The sequence below is a fragment of the Actinokineospora sp. PR83 genome (assembly GCF_021056305.1).
Taxonomy (GTDB): Bacteria; Actinomycetota; Actinomycetes; order Mycobacteriales; family Pseudonocardiaceae; genus Actinokineospora; species Actinokineospora spheciospongiae.
In genome coordinates this window covers 306,469-327,884 of sequence record NZ_JAJCXD010000040.1, presented here as the reverse complement: position 1 = coordinate 327,884, position 21,416 = coordinate 306,469, and the positions used below count along the sequence as shown (strand labels likewise).

Below are 21,416 nucleotides of genomic sequence, written 5' to 3'. Positions count from 1 at the left end.
CGCTCAGGGGCGGGCGGTGACCCGGAAGGACTCGCCGCCCACCCCGACCACGTCCCCCGGGTGCACCTGCCTGCCCCGGCGGACCTCGACCTCGCCGTTCACCGTGACCTCGTCGCCGTCGATGAGGTCCTTGGCGTGCGCGCCGTCCTCGGCGGCGCCCGCCAGCTTGAGCAGCTGCCCCAGCCGGATCATGTCGTCCCGGATCTCGACCTCGCGGATCTCGCCCACCGCGCACCCTCCCCTGGCAACCGAAAAGGCCGACCCCCGCGCGAACGGGGATCGGCCTCGTACGGGTGAGTGACGGGACTTGAACCCGCGACTTCCTGGACCACAACCAGGTGCTCTACCAACTGAGCTACACCCACCACAGCGGTGCTTCTCAGCACCGTGCGCGCACAGCATAGCGTGCCCGTGCGCGGGCTTCATACCGGGTTAGGCATCCGCGGCGAGCACGGCCTCGGCGACCGCCTTGGCCTCCTCGGTGGAGGGGCCGGGCTGGGCGACGAAGGCGGTGCCGCGGTAGTAGCGCAGCTCGCGGATCGACTCGCGGATGTCGGCCAGCGCCCGGTGCGCCAGGCCCTTGTCCGGCTGCGCGTAGTAGATGCGCGGGTACCAGCGCCTGCACAGCTCCTTGATGGAGGACACGTCGACCATCCGGTAGTGCAGGTGCGCGTCGAGGGCGGGCATGTCGCGGGTGATGTAGCCGCGGTCGGTGGCGATGGAGTTGCCGCACAGCGGGGCCGTGCGGACCTCGGGGACCCACTCGCGGACGTAGTCGAGGACCTGCCGCTCGGCCTCGGCCAGGGTCAGCGTCGAGGCGCGGACCTCCTCGGTGAGCCCGGAGCGGGCGTGCATCTCCCGCACCACGTCGGGCATGCCCGCCAGGGTGTTGTCATCGGTGTGGATCACCAGGTCCACGCCGTCCCCGAGGACGTTCAGCTCGGAGTCGGTGACCAGGGCGGCGATCTCGATCAGGGCGTCCTTGCCCAGGTCGAGCCCTGTCATCTCGCAGTCGATCCATACCAGGCGGTCCGTCACGCGTGGCAGCTTAGCCGGGGGCCGCCGCCGCCCACCGGCGCCGCGCGCCCGTGTCGGGTTCCGGCGGGCGCGTCCGGATGGGCCGGCGTGTGGCGGCGGGCGCCGCGATGGATCACGCTGGGGGCATGGGCAAGGATGTCGAGTCGACGGAGTTCACCCGGGCCGATCGCCAGCGGTTCCGGCAGAAGGTGCGGCGCTGCCTGGACGTGTTCGCGCAGATGCTGGCCGAGTCCCGGTTCGACGCGGGCCGCCCCATGGCGGGGCTGGAGATCGAGCTGAACCTGGTCGACGGGGACGGTGACCCGTCGATGCGCAACGCCGAGGTGCTGGCGGCGATCTCGGACCCGGCCTTCCAGACCGAGCTGGGGCGGTTCAACATCGAGATCAACCTGCCGCCGCAGCCGCTGGGCCCGCACGGCCTGCGCGCATTCGAGGAGCTGGTGCGCGACGACCTCAACGAGGCCGAGCAGAAGGCGCGCAGGGCCGGTTCGCGGATCGTGATGGTGGGCATCCTGCCCACGCTGCAGCGAAAGCACATCAGCCTCGACGTGCTCAGCACGAACCCGCGCTACAAGCTGCTCAACGAGCAGGTGTTCGCCGCCCGCGGCGAGGACCTGGAGATCAACATCGGCGGTCCGGAGCGGCTGGTCGCGCACGCCGACTCGATCGCCCCGGAGAGCGCGTGCACCAGCGTGCAATACCACCTCCAAACCGCGCCGGAGGACTTCGCCAAGTACTGGAACGCCAGCCAGGTCGCCGCGGGCATCCAGGTGGCGCTGGGGGCCAACGCGCCGTACCTGTTCGGCAAGCAACTGTGGGCCGAGACCAGGATCGCGCTGTTCGAGCAGGCCACCGACACCCGCCCGGACGAGCTGAAGGCCCAGGGCGTGCGCCCCAGGGTGTGGTTCGGCGACCGGTGGATCACCTCGATCTTCGACCTGTTCGAGGAGAACGTGCAGTACTTCTCCGCCCTGCTGCCGCTGACCGACGAGGAGGACCCGGTGGAGGTCCTCGCCCGCGGCGACACCCCGGAGCTGCACGAGCTGCGCCTGCACAACGGCACGGTCTACCGCTGGAACCGCCCGATCTACGACGTGGTGCACGGCCGCCCGCACCTGCGGGTGGAGAACCGGGTGCTGCCCGCCGGGCCGTCCGTGGTGGACACCATGGCCAACGGCGCGCTGTACTTCGGCCTGGTGCGCGCGCTGGCCGACCAGGACCGTCCGGTGTGGACGCAGATGAGCTTCGCCGCCGCCGAGGACAACTTCCACGCCGCGGCCCGCAACGGCATCGACGCCCGGGTGTACTGGCCCAACGTCGGCGAGGTCCCGGTCACCGAGCTGGTGCTGCGCCGCCTGCTGCCGATGGCCCACCAGGGGTTGGACGCGTGGGGCGTGGACCCGGCCGACCGGGATCGGCTGCTCGGCATCATCGAGCAGCGCTGCATCACCGGGCGCAACGGCGCCACCTGGCAGGTGGAGACGGTGAAGTCGGTGGAGGCGGCGGGGTCGGTGAGCCGGGAGCAGGCGCTGCGGGAGATGGTGCGCCGGTACGCGGAGTTCATGCACAGCAACGAACCCGTGCACACCTGGCCGGTCGACTGATCTCGCGCTTGGTGCCGGGACGTGGTGGTGGTGCCCGGCTGGGTGGATGTGCTTGGCCGGGGCCCCTACGGCGATCATGTGGCCCAGCGTGACAGGGTGGGGCTGAAGGGATGCCCCACAGCCCAGGGCAGGCTTGCACATGATCGCCACCCCCGGCCAAACACATCCACCCACCCGGGCATCTGCGTAGCCGGGCCTGCGGTTTGTTGGGTGGTCGGCTGGCTTTGAGGACAGGTCCTAGGGCTGCAACCAGGGGGCCAAGAGGGCCGGGTCGGTGACCGAGTCCTCGACGCGGTGGTGGTCCTCGGGGGGCAGGGCGAGGTCGCGGAGGCGGGTTCCCCAGACCGGCACCTGGTCGGTCTTGCCCAGGGCCGTGGCGAGTTCGACGAGGCCCGCCAGCGCGAGGGCCCGCTCCACGGTCGGCGCCGCCTCGCCGTGGCGGCGCAGGCCCGAGTCGAGGGCGCGGTAGGCGGCCCGGTCGTCGTTCTTGAAGTCGCGGAGGATGCGGGCGTTGTCCAGGACCCTGGCGAGGCCGTGCAGCTTCTTCGATCCCCCGTACTCGACCTCCTCCGGTTCCTCGCGGTTGATGAAGATGATCGAGTTGCCGGAGGGGTCCAGAACGGTGAACCGCGAGGCGCCGGGCCGGTGGCGGGTGATCCTGGGCAGCCCCGTGGACAGCACCTTGCCGTACGCGCGGCGCATCCCCTCGGTGAACGCCGCGTGGTAGGCGGCGACGGAGCCGACCATCACCAGGCAGCCGCCGGTGTCCTCCCGCGCCGGGTCCACCGTCGCCGCCGCGCGCCCGTAGTGCAGGGCGAAGCCGCTCCACTGGAACGCCAGGTACAGGTAGGGCTTCTTCTGCTCGTAGGTGACGGTGAACCCCAGCGCCCGCCAGAACTCCAGCGTCTCCTCCGGTGCCGTGCAGTGCAGCAGCGGCACAACGGTCTCATCGGGTCGTACGGTCTCGTCCAGCATCCTCGGTCCCCCAGTGATCGTTCCGGTCGACGACGCCGGATGCTGTCACAGCGCGCGCGGCGGCGCACATGACCAAGATCAACTCCCGGCTGCCCGGTGCTCCAGGAACTGCGCCAGCAGGTCCGGCACGGCGGCGTCGGCGAGGGCGAGGCCCTGCGCCTCCCCGACGTCGAGGACCCGGTAGCCGCCGGACCCCGCCGCGGTGACGGCGGTGATCGTCAGCACGCCCGCGCGCCGCTGGAACAGGGTGCGGCTGATCTTCCAGCCCACGATCCCGGTGCGCTGCAACGCCACCGTCGACCGGTCCAGCGAACCCGACCGGCTCACCAGGTACCGCTCGGTCAGCGCGTGCCCGAGCCCCCGGTAGCGGTCGTACCCGACCAGCGCGGCCACCGGCACCAGGACCGCCACCACGACCCACGGCCAGTGCGGCCAGTCGGCGAGCAGCGCCAACCCCAGCAGCACCACCGCGACCGCCACCGTCGGCACCACCGCCCGGACCAGCCGACGCACCAGCGCGCGCGGCGGGTGCGGGCGCAGCGGCACGTCGACCCGCGCGCCCAGGACCTCCACCGCCACCCGGTGCGCCTCCGCGCGGGGCGCGGGCGGCAGCAGCAGCGCGCTGCCGCTCATCCGGCCCAGCCCGGTCGTCACCGCGCTGAGCCGCGCGCCCCGGCCCGCGCGCAGCAGCAGCGGTTCGTGCAGGTCCACCCCGCGCAGCCGGTCCTCCTCGATGGACACCGACCGGGTCGTCAGCAGCCCGCGGCGCACCCGCAGGGTCCGGTCTGCCTGGCGGGTCAGCCGGTAGCGGTGGTTCTGCAGCAGGTAGCCCAGCAGCGAGGCCAGCGCCGCGAGCACCACGGTGGCCACCGCGGTCACCGGCACGATCGTGGCCGGGCCGGACTCGGCGAACCACGTGTAGACCGAGCGCAGCACGCCGACCTCGGAGAACTCCAGGTCCAGTTCGTTGGCCAGGTTCATCAGGAAGCCGACCGAGGCGCCGACGCCGATCAGCCCGGACAGCGACAGCGGCGCGTACCGGTACCAGGAGCCCGACAGCGCCGCGATCGGCGCACCGTCGTCGGCGGCGTCCTCGGCGGCGTCGCCCGCACCGACCTCCGGGGCGCCCGCGCGGCGGTGCAGGAACACCTGGCGCAGCCGGTCGGCCTCCGCGGCGGTGACCGCGTCGAGCACCACGCCCTCGCCGCCGCCGCGCTCCTGCTTGCCGGTGCCCACCCGGACCGCGGCCAGGCCGAACAGCCGGTGCCCGAGCTTGGCGGTCAGGTCGACGGTGCGGATCCGGTCGCGCGGGATGGCCAGGCGCTGGCGGAACAGCACGCCCTTGTGCAGCTCCACCTGGGTGTCGGTGATCCGGTACTTGGTGGTCAGCCAGGACAGCAGGCCGTAGAGCACCACGAAGGCCACCGCGCCTGCCCCGGACAGCGTGCGCACCAGGTTGACGTCACCGACGAAGACCAGCGCGAACAGCGGCAGCAGCAGCCCGACCAGCTCGTTGAGCGGTCGCACGACGATCATCCTCGGGTCCAGCCGACCCCACTCCGGGGCGGGTTCGACGTACTCCGGGGCGGCGGGCAGGGGCGGGGTCACGTGGCGTCCCCGGGGGTGGCCTGGGTGGTGGCGGTCAGCTCGTCGACGATCCGGGCGGCCACCTGCTCGTCGAGGCCCTCGATGGTCACCGGCCCCTGCGCCGAGGCGGTGGTGACGGTGACGGTCGCCAGCCCGAGGAGCTGCTGCAGCGGGCCGCGGGCGGTGTCGACGGTCTGGATCCGCGAGATCGGGGCCAGCCGCCACTCCTGGTTGACCCAGCCGCCGCGGGTGAACACGGCGTCCGGGGTGGTCTCCCAGCGGTGCACCCGGTAGCGCCACTGCGGCATGACCACCACGTGCGCCACCGCGACCAGCGCGCTCACCAGCAGCGTCACCCGCAGCCAGGTCGGCGCCTCCGCGGCGAGCACGACCGGGGCGGCCTGCGCCAGCAGGACCACCAGCCAGCCGAGACCGGCGCGCAGCGCCCAGTGGCCGATGGCGCGGCGGCTGACCAGGTTCACGGGTGCGCGCAGCCGGGGGCCCGCGCCGCTGGTGGTCTCACTCACCGGGCCAGTCTGCCGGTTCGCAGGTCACCGGGCGTCATCCCGGGGTCGTAGGGGGTGATCGACCCTCCCCACCTTCGGGACCCCTCCCGGGGAAGTTCCGTTATCTCGTGCCTTGCGGCGTCACGTCTCGTCACGGCCCGCGTCGGAAGTGGTGAAGGGGACAGTCGGGGGATGAGAGGTGGGCCGCAGTGACCAGCCACAGGGAGTGGAGTGTGAGCTGTCGTGACCTGGCAGGGCGCAAGCGCGAGGTGACCGTGTTCGTGCGGGCGGGGCGGGTGGTGCTGGTGTCCCCGCCGGGGGAGACGGCCATCTTCACACCGCTGGACGTGGGCAGGCTGCGGGCGGCGCTGCGGGACGCGGTGGTGGACGCGTCGATCGAGCCCGAGAACTGACCGGTCGGGCCCCGGCAGTACTACTGTGCAGTAGATACTGGCGGAATCCGCACGGAGGCACGGCATGGCCACCTACTTCATCACCGGCGCGACCGGGTTCCTGGGGCGCAGGCTCGTCGAGCGGCTGGTCTCCCGCCCGGACTGCGACCGGGTGTACGCCCTGGTCCGCCCCGAGTCGACCGACCGCTTCACCGCGGCCTCGGCGCACTGGTCCCGGCCCGACCTGGTCGTCCCGGTCGCCGGTGACCTCACCGAACCGGGTCTGGGCGTGGACCCCGCCGCGCTGCCCGGACCGGTCGACCACGTCGTGCACCTGGCCGCGGTCTACGACTTCACCGCCCCCGCCGAGGCCAACCACGCCGCGAACGTGACCGGCACCGCGAACGTGCTCGCCTTCGCCGCCGCCACCGGCGCGGGCCTGCTGCACCACGTGTCGTCCATCGCGGTCGCCGGTGACCACCGGGGCCGCTTCGCCGAAACCGACTTCGACCTGGGCCAGCGCCACCACAGCCCCTACCACGCGACCAAGTTCGCCGCGGAGGGGCTGGTCCGCGACCAGGACGAGGTCCCGTTCCGGGTCTACCGCCCGGCCGCCGTGGTCGGCGACTCCACCACCGGCGAGATGGACAAGGTCGACGGCCCCTACTTCTTCCTGCCCGCGCTGGTCCGCCTCGCCCGGCTGCCCCGGGCGCTGCCGCTGGTCCTGCCCGAGCTGGGCCGGACCAACGTCGTCCCGGTCGACTACGTGGTCGACGCCATGGCGCACCTGATGCACCTCGACGCGCCCACCGGCACCACCTACCACCTCACCGAACCGGGCGGGCAGCCCGTGCGCGAGGTCTACAACGCCCTGGCCGCGGTCGTCGGCGCCCCCCGGATCGCGGCCACGCTGCCGGTGCGGCTGCCCGCGGTGCGCACCGTGCCCGCCCCGGCCGCCGTCGTGCTCGCCGAGCTGGGCATCCCGGCCGAGGTGCTGCCGCACCTGGACCTGCCGACCGAGTTCGAGACCGGCGCCACCGCCGTGGCGCTGGCGGGCAGCGGGGTGCGGCTGCCCCCGTTCGCCGACTACGCCCGCGTCCTGGTCGAGTACTGGGCCGAGCACCTGGACCCGGACCGGGCCTGGGTCGACTCCGGGTCGCTGCGCGGGCGGCGGGTCGTGGTCACCGGAGCGTCCTCCGGCATCGGCCGGGCCACCGCGCTCGCCGCCGGGCGGCGCGGGGCGACCGTGCTGCTGGTCGCGCGCAGGCGCGCGGAGCTGGAGGAGGTGCGCGGGGAGGTCGAGGCGCTCGGCGGCCGGGCCTCGGTGCACCCGTGCGACCTGACCGACGGCGACGCGGTGGACGCCCTGGTCAAGGAGCTGGGGGTGGTCGACATGCTGGTCAACAACGCGGGCCGGTCGATCCGCCGCGCGGTGCACCTGTCGGTCGACCGGCTGCACGACTTCGAGCGCACCATGTCGCTGAACTACTTCGCCCCGCTGCGGCTGACCCTCGGGCTGCTGCCCGGGATGCGGGCCCGCGGCTTCGGCCGGATCGTCAACGTCACCACCATGGGGCTGCAGTCGGACACGCCGCGCTTCTCCGCGTACCTGGCGTCCAAGGGCGCGCTGGAGGCGTTCGGCCGGGCGGCCGGGCGCGAGCTGGTCGCCGACGGGGTCACCGTCACCTCGGTGCGGATGCCGCTGGTGCGCACCCCGATGATCGGCGCCACCGGCGTCTACCGCGGCGTGCCCGCGGCCACCCCGGAGAAGGGCGCGGCGATGGTCCTGCGCGCGCTCACCCGGGGCGGCGACGTGGTCCAGCGGCCGGAGGGGTTCGCGCTGGAGCTGCTACGCGTCGTCGCCCCCGGCCTGGCCCGGCAGTTGCTCGGCGTCGCGTACCGACTCTCCCCGGAATCGGCCCCGGAAGCCCGGCGCCGGGCCGAGCCGCCGCTGGCCGTCCTCACCTCGACCCTCGTCCGACCGCTGTGGCGCGCCCTGCGCTGAGGGCACGAGCGCGCCGAGCGGGATCTCGATCTCCATCGTGCGCGCCTCGCGGAAGGCCACGTACCGGCCCGGCCTGCGCCGGGTCGGTCGGATCAGCGCGAACGCCGCCAGCCCGCCCACCGACAGCGCGGCGATCACCAGGGCCATCGGCAGCGCGGACCCGTGCCCGATGCCGACCAGCGGCGCGGCCAGCCCGCCGATGACGAACTGGAGCACCCCCAGCAGCGCCGCCGCGGTCCCGGCCCGGCCCGCGTGGTCGGCCAGCGCCAGCGCGGTCGAGTTCGGCGTCACCATGCCCACGCTGGCCACCACCACGAACAGCCCCGGCAGCAGGAACGGCAGGCCCAGACCGGTGAGCACGGCGGCCAGCACCGCGGCCCCGCCGACGGTGGAGCTGACCAGCCCGGCGGTCAGCAGCCTGCGCGGGGTGAACCAGCGCAGCAGCAGGTTGTTGAGCTGCGACAGCAGCACGATGCCCAGCGCGTTCACCCCGAAGACCACGCTGAACTGCTGCGGGGACAGCCCGTGCAGGTCCTGGAGCACAAACGAGGAACCGGAGATGTAGGCGAACATCGCGCCCAGGGTGAACCCGGCCGCGAGCGCGTAGGCGATGAACGTGCGGTCGGTGCCGATGCGCACGTAGGACCGCACGGTGGCGCGCAGGTGCGGGGGTTTGCGCCGCTGCGGCGGCAGCGTCTCCGGCAGGCCGACCGCGGAGGCGACCAGCAGCAGCACGCCGAACCCGGCCAGCACCACGAAGATGCCCGGCCACGACACCCAGCGCAGCACCTGCCCGCCGATGACCGGGGCGAGCATCGGGGCCAGCCCGTTGACCAGCATCAGCATCGAGAAGAACCGGGCCATCTCGGTCCCGGAGTACAGGTCGCGCACCGCGGCGCGGGCGATCACCACCCCCGCCGCCGCGCTGACGCCCTGGGCGAACCGCAGCCCGATCAGCGCGTACACCGATGGCGCCACCGCGCACACCAGCGAGCTGACCGTGTAGAGCACCAACCCGACCAGCAGCGGTCTGCGCCTGCCGAGGGAGTCCGACAGGGGCCCGGCCACCACCTGCCCGGCGGCCAGCCCGACCATGAACGCGGTCAGGGTCAGTTGGACCCGGGACTCACCCGCGCCCAGGGTGCGCGCCAGCTCCGGGAACGCGGGCAGGTACATGTCGATCGACAGCGGCCCGAACGCGGCCAGCCCGCCCAGGATGAGCGCGAGCCGAGGCTTCTGCGCCCTTGACGCCGGATTCACCCGATCAGTCTAGGTAAGAACGTGCGAGCTGCCCCTGTCGCCTGCGCCACCTGGGGTAATGCCCTGGTAGCGGCTCCGCATTCGGGTCAGGATGGGGTTCGGGCACGGTGGATCACCTGTTTGGCGGTCGTCAGGTCGAGCCCGCTTCGGACGGGAGTCGACACGGACGGTCACCCCCGGTCAGGCGGGTCATTCCCCGACCTGATCGGCGGCTTGACACACTGGGCGTCCGAGGGGTGGGAGGGTGCCATGGCCGAGCCGATCGACGCGGTGCTGACCGAGGCCGCCCAGCTCACCGCCGCCGGACAGCCAGAGGCCGCCATCTCCCTGCTGCGCCCGGTGCTGGTGGTGCACCCGGACAACCCGGCCGCGTGGTGCAGGCTCGCCGCCGCCCTGTTCGACGCCGGGCAGCCCGAGCACTGCCTCACCGCCGCCAAGCGGGCGATCACCCTCGGTGAGCGGTCCTGGGCGCACCGGCTGGCCAGCCTCGCCCTCGGCGAGCTGGGCCGGTTCGAGGAGGCCGCCACCTCCGCCGGGGAGGCCGCCCGCCGCGACCCCGACGACTGGCGCGCGCACGTGGCACTGGCCGAGGCGCACGGCCCGCGCGCGCCGCTGGACGCCCTCGCCGCCGCCCGCCGCGCGGTCGAGGTCGCCCCCGACGAGGCCCGCCCGCACGAGGTCCTCGGCGCCGCCGCCCTCTGGGCCGACGAGCGCCCACTGGCCAAGCGCGCCTTCACCGACGCGCTGCGCCTGGACCCCGCCAACACCGACACCCGCGCCCAGCTGGGCAGGCTGGCCGACGTCCGCGCCGCCCGCGCCGACCCCGGCCCGCAGGTCCCGTTCGGCCGCGCCCAGCGGATCGCGCTGTGGCTGCTGCTGCGCCGCTGCGCCGGGTGGCTGCTGCTGGGCGGGTTCCTGCTGCTGCTCGCCGGGTCGCCGCAGCCGAGCAGGCTGCTGGTCTGGTTCGCGCTGGCGTTGCTGCTGGCGGTCGCCGGGACGGGGCTGCACGGGGTGCTGGGCCTGCCGCGCACCGCCCGCCTGCCGCTCGCGCAGCTCTGGAGCCGGGTGCCGCTGTTCTGCGTCGGCGCGGGCCTGCTCGGGGTGGGGCTGGCGTCGCTGACGGTGTGGACCGTCGCACTGGCCTTCGGCGCGACCGGGACGCAGCCGCTGATCCCGGCGCTGGTGGCGGCGGCGCTGTCCGGACTGGTGTGCTGGGTCGGCCTGGCGCGGATGCGGATGCGCTGACCTCCGCCACTCACCCCCCGTTCGTCCTGGTCTGTCCGGACAGGACAGCCACAGGTGGGGTGCGCCACCACCACCCGCGCACCACCTCGGCCCGCGGTTCCGGCTGATGAGCTGGAGCGACCCGTGGCAGCCCGGCGCGGGCTTGGTCCTCGGCGCCGCCTGCGCGCTGTTGCTGGTGCTCACGAGCGTGTCAGCAAGGACACCCCTGCCCAGGCGCACCCGGCGGACGGTGCCGCCCGAGGGCTTCGCCCAGCCGGACCACGCCCACCCGGGCGCACCGGTGTCGCCCCCGCAGGGCTGCGGGCAGCCGGTCCCGCCGCCGGGCGGCGCGCGGCAGTATCCGCCGCAGGGTTTCGGTCAGCCGCAGCCGAGCCACCCGCAGCCGGGCGGGGTACGCGCCGCCCCCGCCGTTCGGCCCCCAGGGCTGATGCCCTCCCGTCCGCGGCGCCGAGCCCGGTTCCCCACCCGCGCCCCGATCCCCGCTCATCCGTTGTCCCGCCCGGGCGCCGGTGCCACACTGCCGCGGCACGGTTCGACGGCGAAGGCGGGCGGGACGGTCATGCACGCGGGCTACCAGAACGAGATCTACGGACGCGGCCTGGCCGGTGAGGTCCCCCCGTTCACCACCGACGCCACCCGCCTGGAGGCCGCGGCCGCCGAGGTGATGGCGCCGGGCCCGTTCGGCTACGTGGCGGGCGGCGCGGGCTCCGGCGACACCGTGCGCGCCAACCGGGACGCCTTCGCCCACTGGCGGCTCGTGCCCCGGGTGCTCACCGACGCCACCACCCGCGACCTGTCGACGACCGTCCTGGGCACCCGGGTGCCCGCCCCGGTCCTGCTCGCGCCGGTCGGCGTCCAGTCGATCGTGCACCCGGACGGGGAACTGGCCACCGCTCGGGCCGCCGCGGCGCTCGACGTCCCGATGGTCCTGTCCACCGCCAGTTCCCACCCCCTGGAGCAGGTTGCCGAGGCGGGCGGCGACGGTCCCCGCTGGTTCCAGCTCTACTGGCCCAACGAGCCGGAGGTGTGCGCCAGCCTGCTCCGGCGGGCCGCCCGCGCAGGCTTCACCACCCTGGTCGTCACCCTCGACACCTGGACCCTCGCCTGGCGCCCCCGCGACCTCGACCGGGCCTACCTGCCGTTCATCCGGGCCACCGGCGTGGCGAACGCCTTCACCGACCCGGCCTTCCTGGCGGGCCTGGCCCGGTCGCCGGAGGACGACCAGGGGGCGGCGGTGCAGCGCTGGGTCCGCCTGTTCACCGGCACGGACAAGCGGTGGGACCAGCTCCCGTTCCTGCGCGAGCACTGGGACGGCCCGATCGTGCTCAAGGGCGTCCAGCACGTCGACGACGCCCGCCGCGCCGCCGAGGCGGGGGTGGACGGGATCGTCGTGTCGAACCACGGTGGCCGCCAGGTCGACGGGGCGGTGGCGTCCCTGGACGTGCTGCCGGAGATCGCCACCGCCGTCGGCGACCGCATGGAGGTCCTGTTCGACTCCGGTGTGCGCACCGGCGCCGACGCGGTCAAGGCCCTGGCCCTGGGCGCCAAGGCCGTCCTGGTGGGCAGGCCCTACGTCTACGGCCTGGCGCTGGCGGGGGAGGAGGGCGTCCGCCACGCGGTCCGCTGCCTGCTGGCCGACCTGGATCTCACGATGGCCCTCACCGGCCACCGGACCCTCGACGACCTCTCACCGGACTCCCTCCGCCGCGCCTGAACCCGGCGCGCTACTTGGCGTCCGCGTAGGAGTCCACAATGGACGCGGCGAGCGGGAACTGCACGACCGCCCCGGCGAAGACCAACCGGGAGGCCTCCAGCGCCGCCTCCTCGACCTCGGCCGCCACCAGCGGGGCCACCTCGGCCGGGCAGTGCACGATCACCTCGTCGTGCTGGAAGAACACGATCTCGGCGGTCACCCCCAGCAGCCGCCGCCGCAGCGACGCCAGCATCGCCAGCGCCCAGTCCGCCGCCGAGGCCTGCACCACGAAGTTGCGGGTGAACCGCCCCCAGTCCCGCGCCGCCTGCCGGGCCCGCCGCTCCACCCCCTCGTCCCCGGACGCGGAGACCCGCTCCCGCCACGCCTCGCTCGGCGGCGGCGAGGTCCGCCCGAGCCGCGACCGCACCACCTGCCCGGCCTCCCCGACCCGCGCCGCCTGCTCCACGTACTCCACCGCCACCGGGAACCGCTTGCGCAGCACGGCGAGCAGCGCCCCGGCGGGCCCGGAGGTGCCGCCGTACATGGCCGAGAGCATCGCGGTCTTCGCCCGGTCCCGGTCCCCGTCGAACGCGTCCGCCGCCACCCCCGCGTACAGGTCGTCCCCGGCGGCCACCTCGGCGAACCGCGGGTCCCCGGACAGCGCCCCCAGCACCCGCGGCTCCAGTTGCGCGGCGTCGGCCACCACCAGCGCCCACCCCGGGTCGGCCCGGACCGCGGTCCGCAGCACCTTGGGCAGTTGCAGCGCGGCCCCGCCCCGGGTCGCCCACCGCCCGGACACCACCCCGCCGACCACGTAGTCCGGCCGGAACCGCCCGCCCTCGACCCAGCTCTCCAGCCACGACCACCCGTGCGCCACCCACAGCCGCGCCAGTTCCTTGTAGGCGAGCAGCGGCTCCACCGCCGGGTGCTCGACGCCCTTCAACACCCAGGCCCGCGCCGAGTCGACCTCGATCCCCTCCCTGGCGAACGCCTTGACGATGCTCGGCGGGTGGTCCGGGTTGATCGGCCGCCCGGAGAACGCCGCCGAGATCCGCGCGGCCAGTTCGGCGAGCCGGGCGGGCCGGGCGCCCGGCGCGGGCCGCGGCCCCAGGGACGACACCAGCAGGTCCAGGTGCACGTCGACCCGCCACGGCAGCCCGAAGTGCGTCATCTCCGCCGCGGCCAGCCCGCCCGCGGACTCCGCGGCCACCAGCAGTCGCAGCAGGTCGGGCCGGGCGGTCCCGGCGATCCGCCGCTCCTGGTCGGCCAGCACGTCCACCGCCTGCGCCACCGGGTCGGCACCCGCGGGCGTGGTCCGCCGGTCGGCCTCGAACAGCGCGGGCTGCTCCCCGCGCGCCTGCGGCTTCGCGTCCTCCGGCTCGGGCAGCCCGCGCGGTCGCGCCCACGCCGCGGCCACGTTCCGCGGCCTGCCCGGCCGCTCCTCGAAAGCCAGCAAGATCGCCTCCGCCAGCCCCAGGTCGTGGCACCGCCCCAACCGCACGCCCGCCCGCAGCAGCGCCGGGTACACCTCCGCCAGCGACGGCACCACCCACCGCGGTCCGACGCGCCGCTCCAGCTCGCCCATCCACCCGGCCAGGTCGGCCACCTCGGTGACGCCACCGCCCCCGGTGGCGGCGTCCTCGGACACGACCGCCCGCCCACCCCCGTCTTCCCCCGGCACGACCACGACCCGCATACCCGCATTGTCCGGTCCGGCACCGACAAAAAGCGCGCGGCTTGCGCGGGCACGACAAGAATTCCGGCTGGTGGCCAGGGGGAAGTGAGCGGTCCGTACCGGCGGTAGGGCCACTGGTTGACTCATGAGTAGGTTCTACGGCACGGTGTTACCGAAGGGTAACCCCAGGAGGCTATCGGTGACCGAGTACCTGACCCGTGTGCGTGATCTCGCGGCCATGGTCCCCACGGCGGTGCGCAGCGTGGACGTGATGCGCAAGGCGGGACTGGTCCCGCTGAGCAGGCCCGACCACGTGCTCAAGTCGGCGATGGCCGTGCGCAAGTACGGGCCCATCGCCGGAGCCGCCCGCGTGGCCGCGACCAGGGACAGCAAGGCCGTCGGACTCGTCGACGAGCTGGGATCGCTGACCTTCAGCCAGCTCGACCTCCGGTCGAACGCGCTGGCCAGGGCGCTCGCCGCGCAGGGCGTGACCGAGCACTCCGTGGTGGCGCTGCTGGCCCGCGACCACCGCGGCGCCGTCGAGACCATGCTGGCCACCGGCAAGCTGGGCGCCCGGCTGCTGCTGATGAACACCGGCTTCGCCAAGCCGCAGCTGATCGACGTCACCGAGCGCGAGGGCGTCACCGTGTTCGTGCACGACCAGGAGTTCACCGAACTGGTGGACACGCTGCCGGACACCCTGCCCCGGTTCCTGGCGTGGGTCGACACCACCCCGACGGCGGAGCGCACGCTGGAGCAGCTCATCGCCGCCACCGACGACGCGCCGCTGCCCGCGCCGAGCAGGCCCGGCGGGATGGTGCTGCTGACCAGCGGCACCACCGGGACCCCCAAGGGCGCCCCGCGGCAGGTGCGCTCGCCGCTGGCCGCCGCGCAGTTCCTCGACCGCATCCCGCTGCGCGCGGGGGAGGCGACCGTGCTGGCCGCGCCGCTGTTCCACGCGACCGGCATCTCGCAGTTCATCATCAGCTTCGCCCTGCACTCCGCGGTCGTGCTGCGCCGCAGGTTCGACCCCGAGGCCACGCTGCGGATGATCCAGGCCAATCGGGCCACCGCGCTGGTGCTGGTGCCGACCATGCTCCAGCGGATCATGGACCTGGGGCCGGAGGTGCTGGGCAAGTACGACACGTCCAGCCTGCGCATCGTGTTCACCGCGGGCTCCGCCCTGTCGCCCGAGCTGGGCAACCGCGCCAGCAAGGTGTTCGGCGACGTCATCCACAACCTGTACGGCTCGACCGAGGTGTCGGTGGCGACCGTGGCCACCCCGGCGGACTGGCGCGCCGCGCCGGGCACCGTGGGCAAGCCGCCGGTGGGCTGCAAGGTCGTGCTCTACGACGACCGCGGCGCCGCGATCACCGAGCCCGGCGTCACCGGCCGGATCTTCGCGGGCAGCGGCCTGGCCTTCGAGGGCTACACCGACGGCCGCAACAAGGAGGTCATCGACGGGCTGCTGTCCACCGGCGACCTGGGCCACTTCGACGCCGAGGGCAGGCTGTTCATCGACGGCCGCGACGACGACATGATCGTCTCCGGTGGGGAGAACGTGTTCCCGGCCGAGATCGAGAACCTGCTGGTGGAGTTCCCCGGCGTGGTCGAGGCGGCGGTGCTCGGCGTCGAGGACGAGAAGTTCGGCCAGCGGCTCAAGGCCTACGTCGTGGTCGAGGAGGGCACCTCGGTGGCCGAGGACGACCTGCGCGAGCACGTGAAGAGCAACCTCGCCCGGTTCAAGGTCCCGCGCGACGTGGTGTTCCTCGACGAGCTGCCGCGCAACGCCACCGGGAAGCTGATGCGCAAGCGGCTGCCTGAATTCGGCTGAGCGGCATTATCACGCTGCGTTGAACCGGCACAAGCTCCGGGAGTCGGGGATGCCGCTCTGAAATGGCGTTGATTCGACCGTCCGCCGACCTGGGTCAAACAAATTTCACGCAATCGATGCACCATGGTGGTTAATCACCGCGAAACGGGGAAGTTCTCCTGCATCGGGGCTTTGACCTGCTGAAACCAACTGAAACCACGTCACCTCAAGGATCATCTCCCGATGATCGCGCTCGTCCGCCGCTGGGCTGTGCGGCGCACCTCGAATACGCCGTACGGCCCAGTTGTGGCAAGTGTGAACCGTTGCCCCGGTGTCCGCTTCCCGCGTTGCATAACCATCGAGCAACGACGCGGAGAGTGACCACGGTGAACCTCTCCAGCGTCGGAGTGGTTCTTGTCGGGGCAAACGGAAGGCACTCCCATGAACACGAGGCGCGAAGGTCGTCGGGGCCGATTCGCAGTCGGCTTCGGTCTCGTCGGCGCGGCGGCCGCGGTGGCCGCACTGGCCACCCCCGCCCAGGCGGCCGAGGGGCGGATCCGGTTGGCGGGCACCGCGAACGCGGTGGCCGACAGCTACATCGTGGTCCTCAAGGACTCCCTGCGGGCCGCTGAGGTCAGCACCCGGGCGAACGCGCTCGCCGGTCGCTTCGGCGGTCGGGTGGGCAAGACCTACGACTCGGCGCTGGACGGGTTCTCCGTCCACATGGGCGAGGCGCAGGCCAAGAAGCTCGCCGCGGACAGCTCGGTCGCCTACGTGCAGGCGAACCAGCGGTTCCACGTGGACGCCACCGCGTCCTGGGGCCTGGACCGGATCGACCAGGCGGACCTGCCGCTGGACGACACCTACCGCGCGCCCTCCGACGGTGCGGGCGTCACCGCCTACATCGTCGACACCGGCATCAACGCCGCGCACGAGGCCTTCGGCGACCGGGTCAAGAGCGGCTTCGACGCCGTGGACGACGACTCCGACCCCGACGACGAGAACGGCCACGGCACGCACGTGGCGGGCACCGTCGGCGGCGCCGAGTACGGCGTGGCCCCGGGGGTCGACCTCGTCGGCGTCCGCGTCCTCGACGCGGGCGGCTCCGGCACCACCGAGGGCGTGGTCGCGGGCATCGACTGGGTGACCGAGAACCACTCCGGCCCGTCGGTGGCCAACATGAGCCTCGGCGGCGGCGTCGACGAGGCCCTCGACAGCGCGGTGCGCGGCGCGATCTCCTCCGGTGTCGTGTTCGCCGTCGCGGCGGGCAACTCCGGCGACGACGCGGCGTCCTACTCGCCCGCCAGGGTCGGCGAGGCCATCACCGTGGCCGCCTCGGACATCGACGACGCCCAGGCGGACTTCTCCAACCACGGCGACACCGTGGACCTCTACGCCCCGGGCGTGGACATCACCTCGTCCTGGATCGGCGGCGGCACCGCCGAGAAGACGATCAGCGGCACCTCGATGGCCACCCCGCACGTGACCGGTGCGGCGGCCCTCTACCTGGCGCGCAACCCCGGTTCGAGCCCGGCGGAGGTGGCCGACGGCCTCACCGGCGCGGCCACCCCGGACAAGATCACCAACGCCACGGCGGGCACCCCCAACCTGCTGCTCAACGTGGGCTGAGAACAACGCCGGAGATGCCCCCGCCACCCTCGTGGCGGGGGCATCTCCCGTTCCGGGCGGGGTGAGCCGGGCGCCGCGGGTCCCGGTCGCGGCGGCGCCGATCGGGGTGAGCCTGTTGAACCGACCACTACTAAGCGGTAGCTTAGTAAGCAGTGCTCACCAGCAATCCGGAGGTTTCCCCGTGGACTTCGCGCACAGCGCCCGTGCGACCGAGTACCTGGATCGGGTCGGTGAGTTCATCGCCACCGAGATCGACCCGGTCGAACCGGACTACCACCGCGAGCTGGCCGCCTTGGACGACCCGTGGGTCGTCCTCCCGGTCATCGAGGAGCTGAAGGCGAAGGCCAGGGCCAAGGGCCTGTGGAACCTCTTCCTGCCCGACACCGAGCACGGCGCCGGGCTCAAGAACGTCGAGTACGCGCCGCTCGCGGAGCTGATGGGCCGCTCGGCCATCGCCCCGGAGGTCTTCAACTGCAACGCCCCGGACACCGGGAACATGGAAGTCCTGCACATGTTCGGGTCCCAGGAGCAGAAGGACCGCTGGCTGACCCCGCTGCTCGCCGGGGAGATCCGCTCGGCGTTCTGCATGACCGAGCCGGACGTCGCCTCCTCCGACGCGACGAACATGGCCGCCACCGCGATCGTCGAGGACGACGAGGTCGTGCTCAACGGCACCAAGTGGTTCTCCACCGGCATCGGGCACCCCAACTGCAAGGTCGCCATCTTCATGGGCCTGACCGACCCGGACGCGCACAAGTACGCCCGGCACTCGATGGTCCTGGTCCCGCTGGACACCCCCGGGGTCTCCGTGGGGCGGATGCTGCCGGTCTTCGGCCGCGTCGACGCCCCCTCCGGGCACGGCGAGGTCACCTTCACCGACGTGCGGCTGCCGCTGGAGGCGGTCATCGCCGGACCCGGCCGCGGCTTCGAGATCGCCCAGGGCCGCCTCGGCCCGGGCCGCATCCACCACTGCATGCGGCTGATCGGCCTGGCCGAGAAGGCCCTGGAGCTGGCCTGCCGCCGCGCCACCGACCGGGTCGCCTTCGGCAAGCCGCTGGCCAACCTGGGCGGCAACCGCGAGCGCATCGCCAACGCGCGCATCGGCATCGACCAGGCCAGGTTGCTGGTGCTGAGCACGGCGTGGAAGCTGGACACGCACGGGCTGCGCGGTGCGCTGTCCGAGGTCTCCCAGATCAAGGTGGTGGTCCCGAACATGGCGCTCGGCGTGATCGACATGGCCATCCAGCTGCACGGCGGCGCCGGGATGACCGACGACTTCCCGCTGGCCGCGGCCTACGCCGGGGCCCGCGCGCTGCGCCTGGCCGACGGCCCGGATGAGGTCCACCAGGGCGTCGTGTCCCGCATCGAGCTGAAGAAGTACCTCCCGTGAGCCCCCGCGTCCTGGTCACCGGAGCGGGGTCCGGTCTCGGCAAGGCGCTCGCCACCAGGTGGGCGCGGTCCGGCGCGCGCGTGCTGGTCACCGACGTGAACCCGGCCGCGGCGGAGGCGGTGGCCGCGGAGCTGGACACCCGGTTCCTCGCCCTCGACGTCACCTCCGAGGAGTCCTGGGAGGCGGCCAGGCTGTGGTGCGCCGCCGAGTGGGACGGCCTCGACGTGCTGGTCAACAACGCGGGCGTCGGCGCGGGCGGGCGGATCGAGGTCGTCCCGATGGCCGACTGGGACTGGATCATCGACATCAACCTCAAGGGCCCGGTGCGCGGCTGCCGGACCTTCACGCCCCTGTTCAAGGCGCAGGGCAGCGGCCACATCGTCAACGTCGCCTCGATGGCCGCGATCATGAACCTGCCCGCCATGGCCCCGTACAACGTGGTCAAGGCCGGGGTGCTGTCGCTGTCGGAGACGCTGCGGTTCGAGCTGGCGCCCTACGGCATCGGCACCACCGTGGTCTGCCCCGGCTTCTTCAAGACCAACCTGCCCGACGCCGCGCGCAACGCCGACCACCCCGGGGTCAACGTCACCCGCAAGCTGATGGAACGGGCCACCGTCACCGCCGACGACGTCGCCGAGCAGGTCGTCGCGGGCGTGGCCGAGAACCGGTTCCTGGTGCTGACCCACGAGGACGGCAGGCAGTCCCACGAGTTCAAGCGCCTGCAACCGGAGGCGTACGAGGCGCAGGTCGTCTCGTTCTGGGACCGGATGCGGTCGAAGATCGAAGGGGAGAACCCGTGAGCCGCAAGAACATCCTCATCACCGGTGCCAGCTCCGGCCTCGGCGAGGAGATGGCCCGGCAGTTCGCCGCGCTGGGCCGCAACCTGGCGCTGGCCGCGCGGCGCACCGACCGGCTCGACGAGCTGAGCGCGGAGCTGACCGCGACCTACCCCGGCATCACCGTCGGCACCCGGGCGCTCGACGTCAACGACCACGACGCCGTGTTCAGGGTGTTCGGCGAGTTCCGCGAGGAACTGGGCACGCTCGACCGGGTGGTCGTCAACGCGGGCCTGGGCAAGGGGCAGCCGATCGGCACCGGCTACTTCTACGCCAACAAGCAGACCGCGGAGACCAACTTCGTCGCCGCGCTCGCCCAGTGCGAGGCCGCGATGGAGGCGTTCCGCGAGCAGAACTCCGGCCACCTGGTCGTCATCTCCTCGATGAGCGCCATGCGCGGCATGCGCGGCAACCTGTCCACCTACGCCGCCACCAAGGCCGGGATCGCCGCGCTGGCCGAGGGCATCCGCGTCGACACGCTCAAGACGCCGATCAAGGTCAGCACGATCTACCCGGGCTACATCCGCTCGGAGATGAACGACAAGGTCAAGAAGACCCCGCTGATGGTCGACACCGTGCCCGGGGTGCGGGCGATGGTGAAGGCCATCGAGCGCGAGGTGGCCGAGGCGTGCGCCCCGTCGTGGCCGTGGACCCTGCTCGGCTTCGCCATGCGCAACCTGCCGCTGCCGATCGTCGCGAAGATGTCATGAGCGCACCCCGCGACACCGCGTCCGAGGTCCGGGCGGAGGACAGCTTCGACACCGCCGCCGTGCACGCCTGGCTCCGGTCCGTCGTGGACGGTCTGGACACCGAACCGGTCGTGCACCAGTTCCCCGGCGGCGCCTCGAACCTGACCTACCTGCTCACCTACCCGGACCGGGAGCTGATCCTGCGCCGCCCGCCGGTGGGCAAGAAGGCCGCGTCCGCGCACGACATGCGGCGCGAGTACCGGGTGCAGAAGGGTCTCAAGCCGGTCTACCCGTACGTGCCGACGGTCCTCGGGCTGTGCCAGGACGAATCGGTCCTCGGGTCCGACTTCTACGTCATGGAGCGGATCGAGGGCACGATCCTGCGCAACGACCTGCCCGAGGGCGTGGAGTTGGGCACCGAACAGGCGCGGGCGCTGTCGACGGCGCTGATCGACCGGCTGGTCGACCTGCACCGCGTCGACCCGGAGGCCGCCGGGCTCACCGACCTGGGCAAGGGCAGCGGGTACGTCGCCCGCCAGGTCGGCGGCTGGTCCACGCGCTACACGGCCGCGCGCACGGAGAACGTGCCGGACTTCGCCGCCGTCATGGACTGGCTCGCGGCGCACCAGCCCGACGACGTCGCCACCGTGGTCATCCACAACGACTGGCGCTTCGACAACGTCGTGCTGGACGACTCCCTCGACGTCGTCGGCGTGCTCGACTGGGAGATGTCCACCCTCGGCGACCCGCTGATGGACCTCGGCGGCGCGGTCGCCTACTGGATCCAGGCCGACGACGACGCGGTGTACCAGCAGGCCCGGCGCCAGCCCACGCACCTGCCCGGGATGCTCACCCGCGCCGAACTGGTCGACCACTACTGCGCGCGGATGGGCCTGAGCACCGCGAACTGGGCGTTCTACGAGGCGTTCGGGCTGTTCCGGCTGGCCGTGATCATGCAGCAGATCTACTACCGGTTCCACCACGGGCAGACCACGAACCCGCGCTTCAAGGACTTCTGGATGTTCGTCGGGTACCTGGAGTGGCGCTGCCGCGAAGTCATCGGCGGGGCGTGAGGCGGG

The 21,416-nt window shown here is 73.0% G+C and carries 17 protein-coding genes, 1 tRNA gene and 1 pseudogene; 11 read left to right on the top strand and 8 right to left on the bottom strand.

All coding sequences use genetic code 11. From position 1 onward, the window contains the following. Nucleotides 1-3: 3 nt before the first annotated feature. From L6E12_RS15250 to orn, 3 genes are all read right to left on the bottom strand, one after another. Nucleotides 4-228: an RNA-binding S4 domain-containing protein gene (locus tag L6E12_RS15250; protein ID WP_236228549.1), complete on the bottom strand. Its 225-nt coding sequence runs from the start codon at nt 226-228 to the stop codon at nt 4-6. 64 nt (nt 229-292) lie between these two features. Beyond that, nucleotides 293-365: transfer RNA gene (locus L6E12_RS15245), tRNA-His, on the bottom strand. A gap of 67 nt (nt 366-432) precedes the next feature. After that, nucleotides 433-1,038 carry an oligoribonuclease gene (gene orn / locus L6E12_RS15240; RefSeq protein ID WP_236228548.1) on the bottom strand — a complete coding sequence of 202 codons (606 nt, stop codon included), beginning with the start codon at nt 1,036-1,038 and terminating at the stop codon, nt 433-435. A 125-nt stretch (nt 1,039-1,163) separates the two neighbouring features. On the opposite strand from orn, the gene L6E12_RS15235 reads away from it, so the two are divergent. Then, nucleotides 1,164-2,642 carry a glutamate--cysteine ligase gene (locus L6E12_RS15235; protein ID WP_236228547.1) on the top strand — a complete coding sequence of 493 codons (1,479 nt, stop codon included), beginning with the start codon at nt 1,164-1,166 and terminating at the stop codon, nt 2,640-2,642. Between the two features lie 237 nt (nt 2,643-2,879). On the opposite strand, the gene L6E12_RS15230 is transcribed toward L6E12_RS15235, so the two are convergent. The 3 genes from L6E12_RS15230 to L6E12_RS15220 form a co-directional block, all read right to left on the bottom strand. After that, nucleotides 2,880-3,617, bottom strand: a complete 738-nt coding sequence (locus L6E12_RS15230) for a glyoxalase (protein WP_236228546.1) — start codon at nt 3,615-3,617, stop codon at nt 2,880-2,882. Between the two features lie 78 nt (nt 3,618-3,695). After that, the gene (locus L6E12_RS15225; protein WP_308074906.1) at nt 3,696-5,225 is read right to left on the bottom strand and encodes a PH domain-containing protein; all 1,530 of its coding nucleotides are present in this window, start codon (nt 5,223-5,225) and stop codon (nt 3,696-3,698) included. Further along, the gene (locus L6E12_RS15220; protein ID WP_236228545.1) at nt 5,222-5,731 is read right to left on the bottom strand and encodes a PH domain-containing protein; all 510 of its coding nucleotides are present in this window, start codon (nt 5,729-5,731) and stop codon (nt 5,222-5,224) included. The genes L6E12_RS15225 and L6E12_RS15220 overlap by 4 nt, the downstream gene beginning before the upstream one ends. Before the next feature lie 188 nt (nt 5,732-5,919). Between L6E12_RS15220 and L6E12_RS15215 the strand changes: the two genes are divergently transcribed. Both L6E12_RS15215 and L6E12_RS15210 read left to right on the top strand, forming a co-directional pair. Further along, nucleotides 5,920-6,123 carry a hypothetical protein gene (locus tag L6E12_RS15215; RefSeq protein WP_035278931.1) on the top strand — a complete coding sequence of 68 codons (204 nt, stop codon included), beginning with the start codon at nt 5,920-5,922 and terminating at the stop codon, nt 6,121-6,123. 64 nt (nt 6,124-6,187) lie between these two features. Beyond that, the gene (locus L6E12_RS15210) at nt 6,188-8,107 is read left to right on the top strand and encodes an SDR family oxidoreductase (protein ID WP_236228544.1); all 1,920 of its coding nucleotides are present in this window, start codon (nt 6,188-6,190) and stop codon (nt 8,105-8,107) included. A 150-nt stretch (nt 8,108-8,257) separates the two neighbouring features. On the opposite strand, the pseudogene L6E12_RS15205 reads toward L6E12_RS15210, so the two are convergent. Further along, a pseudogene (locus tag L6E12_RS15205) lies at nt 8,258-9,367 on the bottom strand (Bcr/CflA family multidrug efflux MFS transporter); the annotation flags it as partial. A 249-nt stretch (nt 9,368-9,616) separates the two neighbouring features. On the opposite strand from L6E12_RS15205, the gene L6E12_RS15200 reads away from it, so the two are divergent. Both L6E12_RS15200 and L6E12_RS15195 read left to right on the top strand, forming a co-directional pair. Continuing rightward, entirely contained in the window at nt 9,617-10,612 is a 996-nt protein-coding gene (locus tag L6E12_RS15200) for a tetratricopeptide repeat protein (RefSeq protein ID WP_236228543.1), read from the top strand. A gap of 559 nt (nt 10,613-11,171) precedes the next feature. Beyond that, the gene (locus tag L6E12_RS15195) at nt 11,172-12,326 is read left to right on the top strand and encodes a lactate 2-monooxygenase (protein ID WP_236228576.1); all 1,155 of its coding nucleotides are present in this window, start codon (nt 11,172-11,174) and stop codon (nt 12,324-12,326) included. A gap of 10 nt (nt 12,327-12,336) precedes the next feature. On the opposite strand, the gene L6E12_RS15190 is transcribed toward L6E12_RS15195, so the two are convergent. Further along, the gene (locus L6E12_RS15190) at nt 12,337-14,001 is read right to left on the bottom strand and encodes a bifunctional 3'-5' exonuclease/DNA polymerase (RefSeq protein WP_236228542.1); all 1,665 of its coding nucleotides are present in this window, start codon (nt 13,999-14,001) and stop codon (nt 12,337-12,339) included. A 217-nt stretch (nt 14,002-14,218) separates the two neighbouring features. On the opposite strand from L6E12_RS15190, the gene L6E12_RS15185 reads away from it, so the two are divergent. The 6 genes from L6E12_RS15185 (at nt 14,219) to L6E12_RS15160 (ending at nt 21,410) form a co-directional block, all read left to right on the top strand. After that, complete coding sequence (locus L6E12_RS15185) at nt 14,219-15,814, top strand: acyl-CoA synthetase (RefSeq protein ID WP_236228575.1); 1,596 nt, start codon at nt 14,219-14,221, stop codon at nt 15,812-15,814. Between the two features lie 420 nt (nt 15,815-16,234). Then, on the top strand, nt 16,235-17,422 hold the full coding sequence (locus tag L6E12_RS15180; RefSeq protein ID WP_236228541.1) for a S8 family peptidase: 1,188 nt from the start codon (nt 16,235-16,237) through the stop codon (nt 17,420-17,422). A 181-nt stretch (nt 17,423-17,603) separates the two neighbouring features. Next, nucleotides 17,604-18,812 (top strand): acyl-CoA dehydrogenase family protein, encoded by a 1,209-nt coding sequence (locus L6E12_RS15175; protein WP_236228540.1) that lies wholly within the window; start codon nt 17,604-17,606, stop codon nt 18,810-18,812. Continuing rightward, nucleotides 18,809-19,612 carry an SDR family oxidoreductase gene (locus L6E12_RS15170; protein ID WP_236228539.1) on the top strand — a complete coding sequence of 268 codons (804 nt, stop codon included), beginning with the start codon at nt 18,809-18,811 and terminating at the stop codon, nt 19,610-19,612. Before L6E12_RS15175 ends, L6E12_RS15170 begins: the two co-directional genes overlap by 4 nt. Next, a complete protein-coding gene (locus L6E12_RS15165; RefSeq protein ID WP_308074904.1) occupies nt 19,609-20,358 on the top strand; it encodes an SDR family oxidoreductase in 750 nt (249 codons plus the stop codon). The genes L6E12_RS15170 and L6E12_RS15165 overlap by 4 nt, the downstream gene beginning before the upstream one ends. Then, on the top strand, nt 20,355-21,410 hold the full coding sequence (locus tag L6E12_RS15160; RefSeq protein WP_236228538.1) for a phosphotransferase family protein: 1,056 nt from the start codon (nt 20,355-20,357) through the stop codon (nt 21,408-21,410). The genes L6E12_RS15165 and L6E12_RS15160 overlap by 4 nt, the downstream gene beginning before the upstream one ends. The last annotated feature ends 6 nt before the right edge of the window (nt 21,411-21,416 follow it).

Excerpts from the sequence above, each read along its gene's own strand:
- L6E12_RS15190 (WP_236228542.1), bottom strand. The coding sequence starts at position 14,001 with ATGCGGGTCGTGGTCGTGCCGGGGGAAGACGGGGGTGGGCGGGCGGTC.
- L6E12_RS15200 (WP_236228543.1), top strand. The coding sequence starts at position 9,617 with ATGGCCGAGCCGATCGACGCGGTGCTGACCGAGGCCGCCCAGCTCACC.
- L6E12_RS15230 (WP_236228546.1), bottom strand. The coding sequence starts at position 3,617 with ATGCTGGACGAGACCGTACGACCCGATGAGACCGTTGTGCCGCTGCTG.
- L6E12_RS15210 (WP_236228544.1), top strand. The coding sequence starts at position 6,188 with ATGGCCACCTACTTCATCACCGGCGCGACCGGGTTCCTGGGGCGCAGG.
- L6E12_RS15235 (WP_236228547.1), top strand. The coding sequence starts at position 1,164 with ATGGGCAAGGATGTCGAGTCGACGGAGTTCACCCGGGCCGATCGCCAG.
- L6E12_RS15185 (WP_236228575.1), top strand. The coding sequence starts at position 14,219 with ATGGTCCCCACGGCGGTGCGCAGCGTGGACGTGATGCGCAAGGCGGGA.
- L6E12_RS15180 (WP_236228541.1), top strand. The coding sequence starts at position 16,235 with ATGAACACGAGGCGCGAAGGTCGTCGGGGCCGATTCGCAGTCGGCTTC.
- L6E12_RS15195 (WP_236228576.1), top strand. The coding sequence starts at position 11,172 with ATGCACGCGGGCTACCAGAACGAGATCTACGGACGCGGCCTGGCCGGT.
- L6E12_RS15160 (WP_236228538.1), top strand. The coding sequence starts at position 20,355 with ATGAGCGCACCCCGCGACACCGCGTCCGAGGTCCGGGCGGAGGACAGC.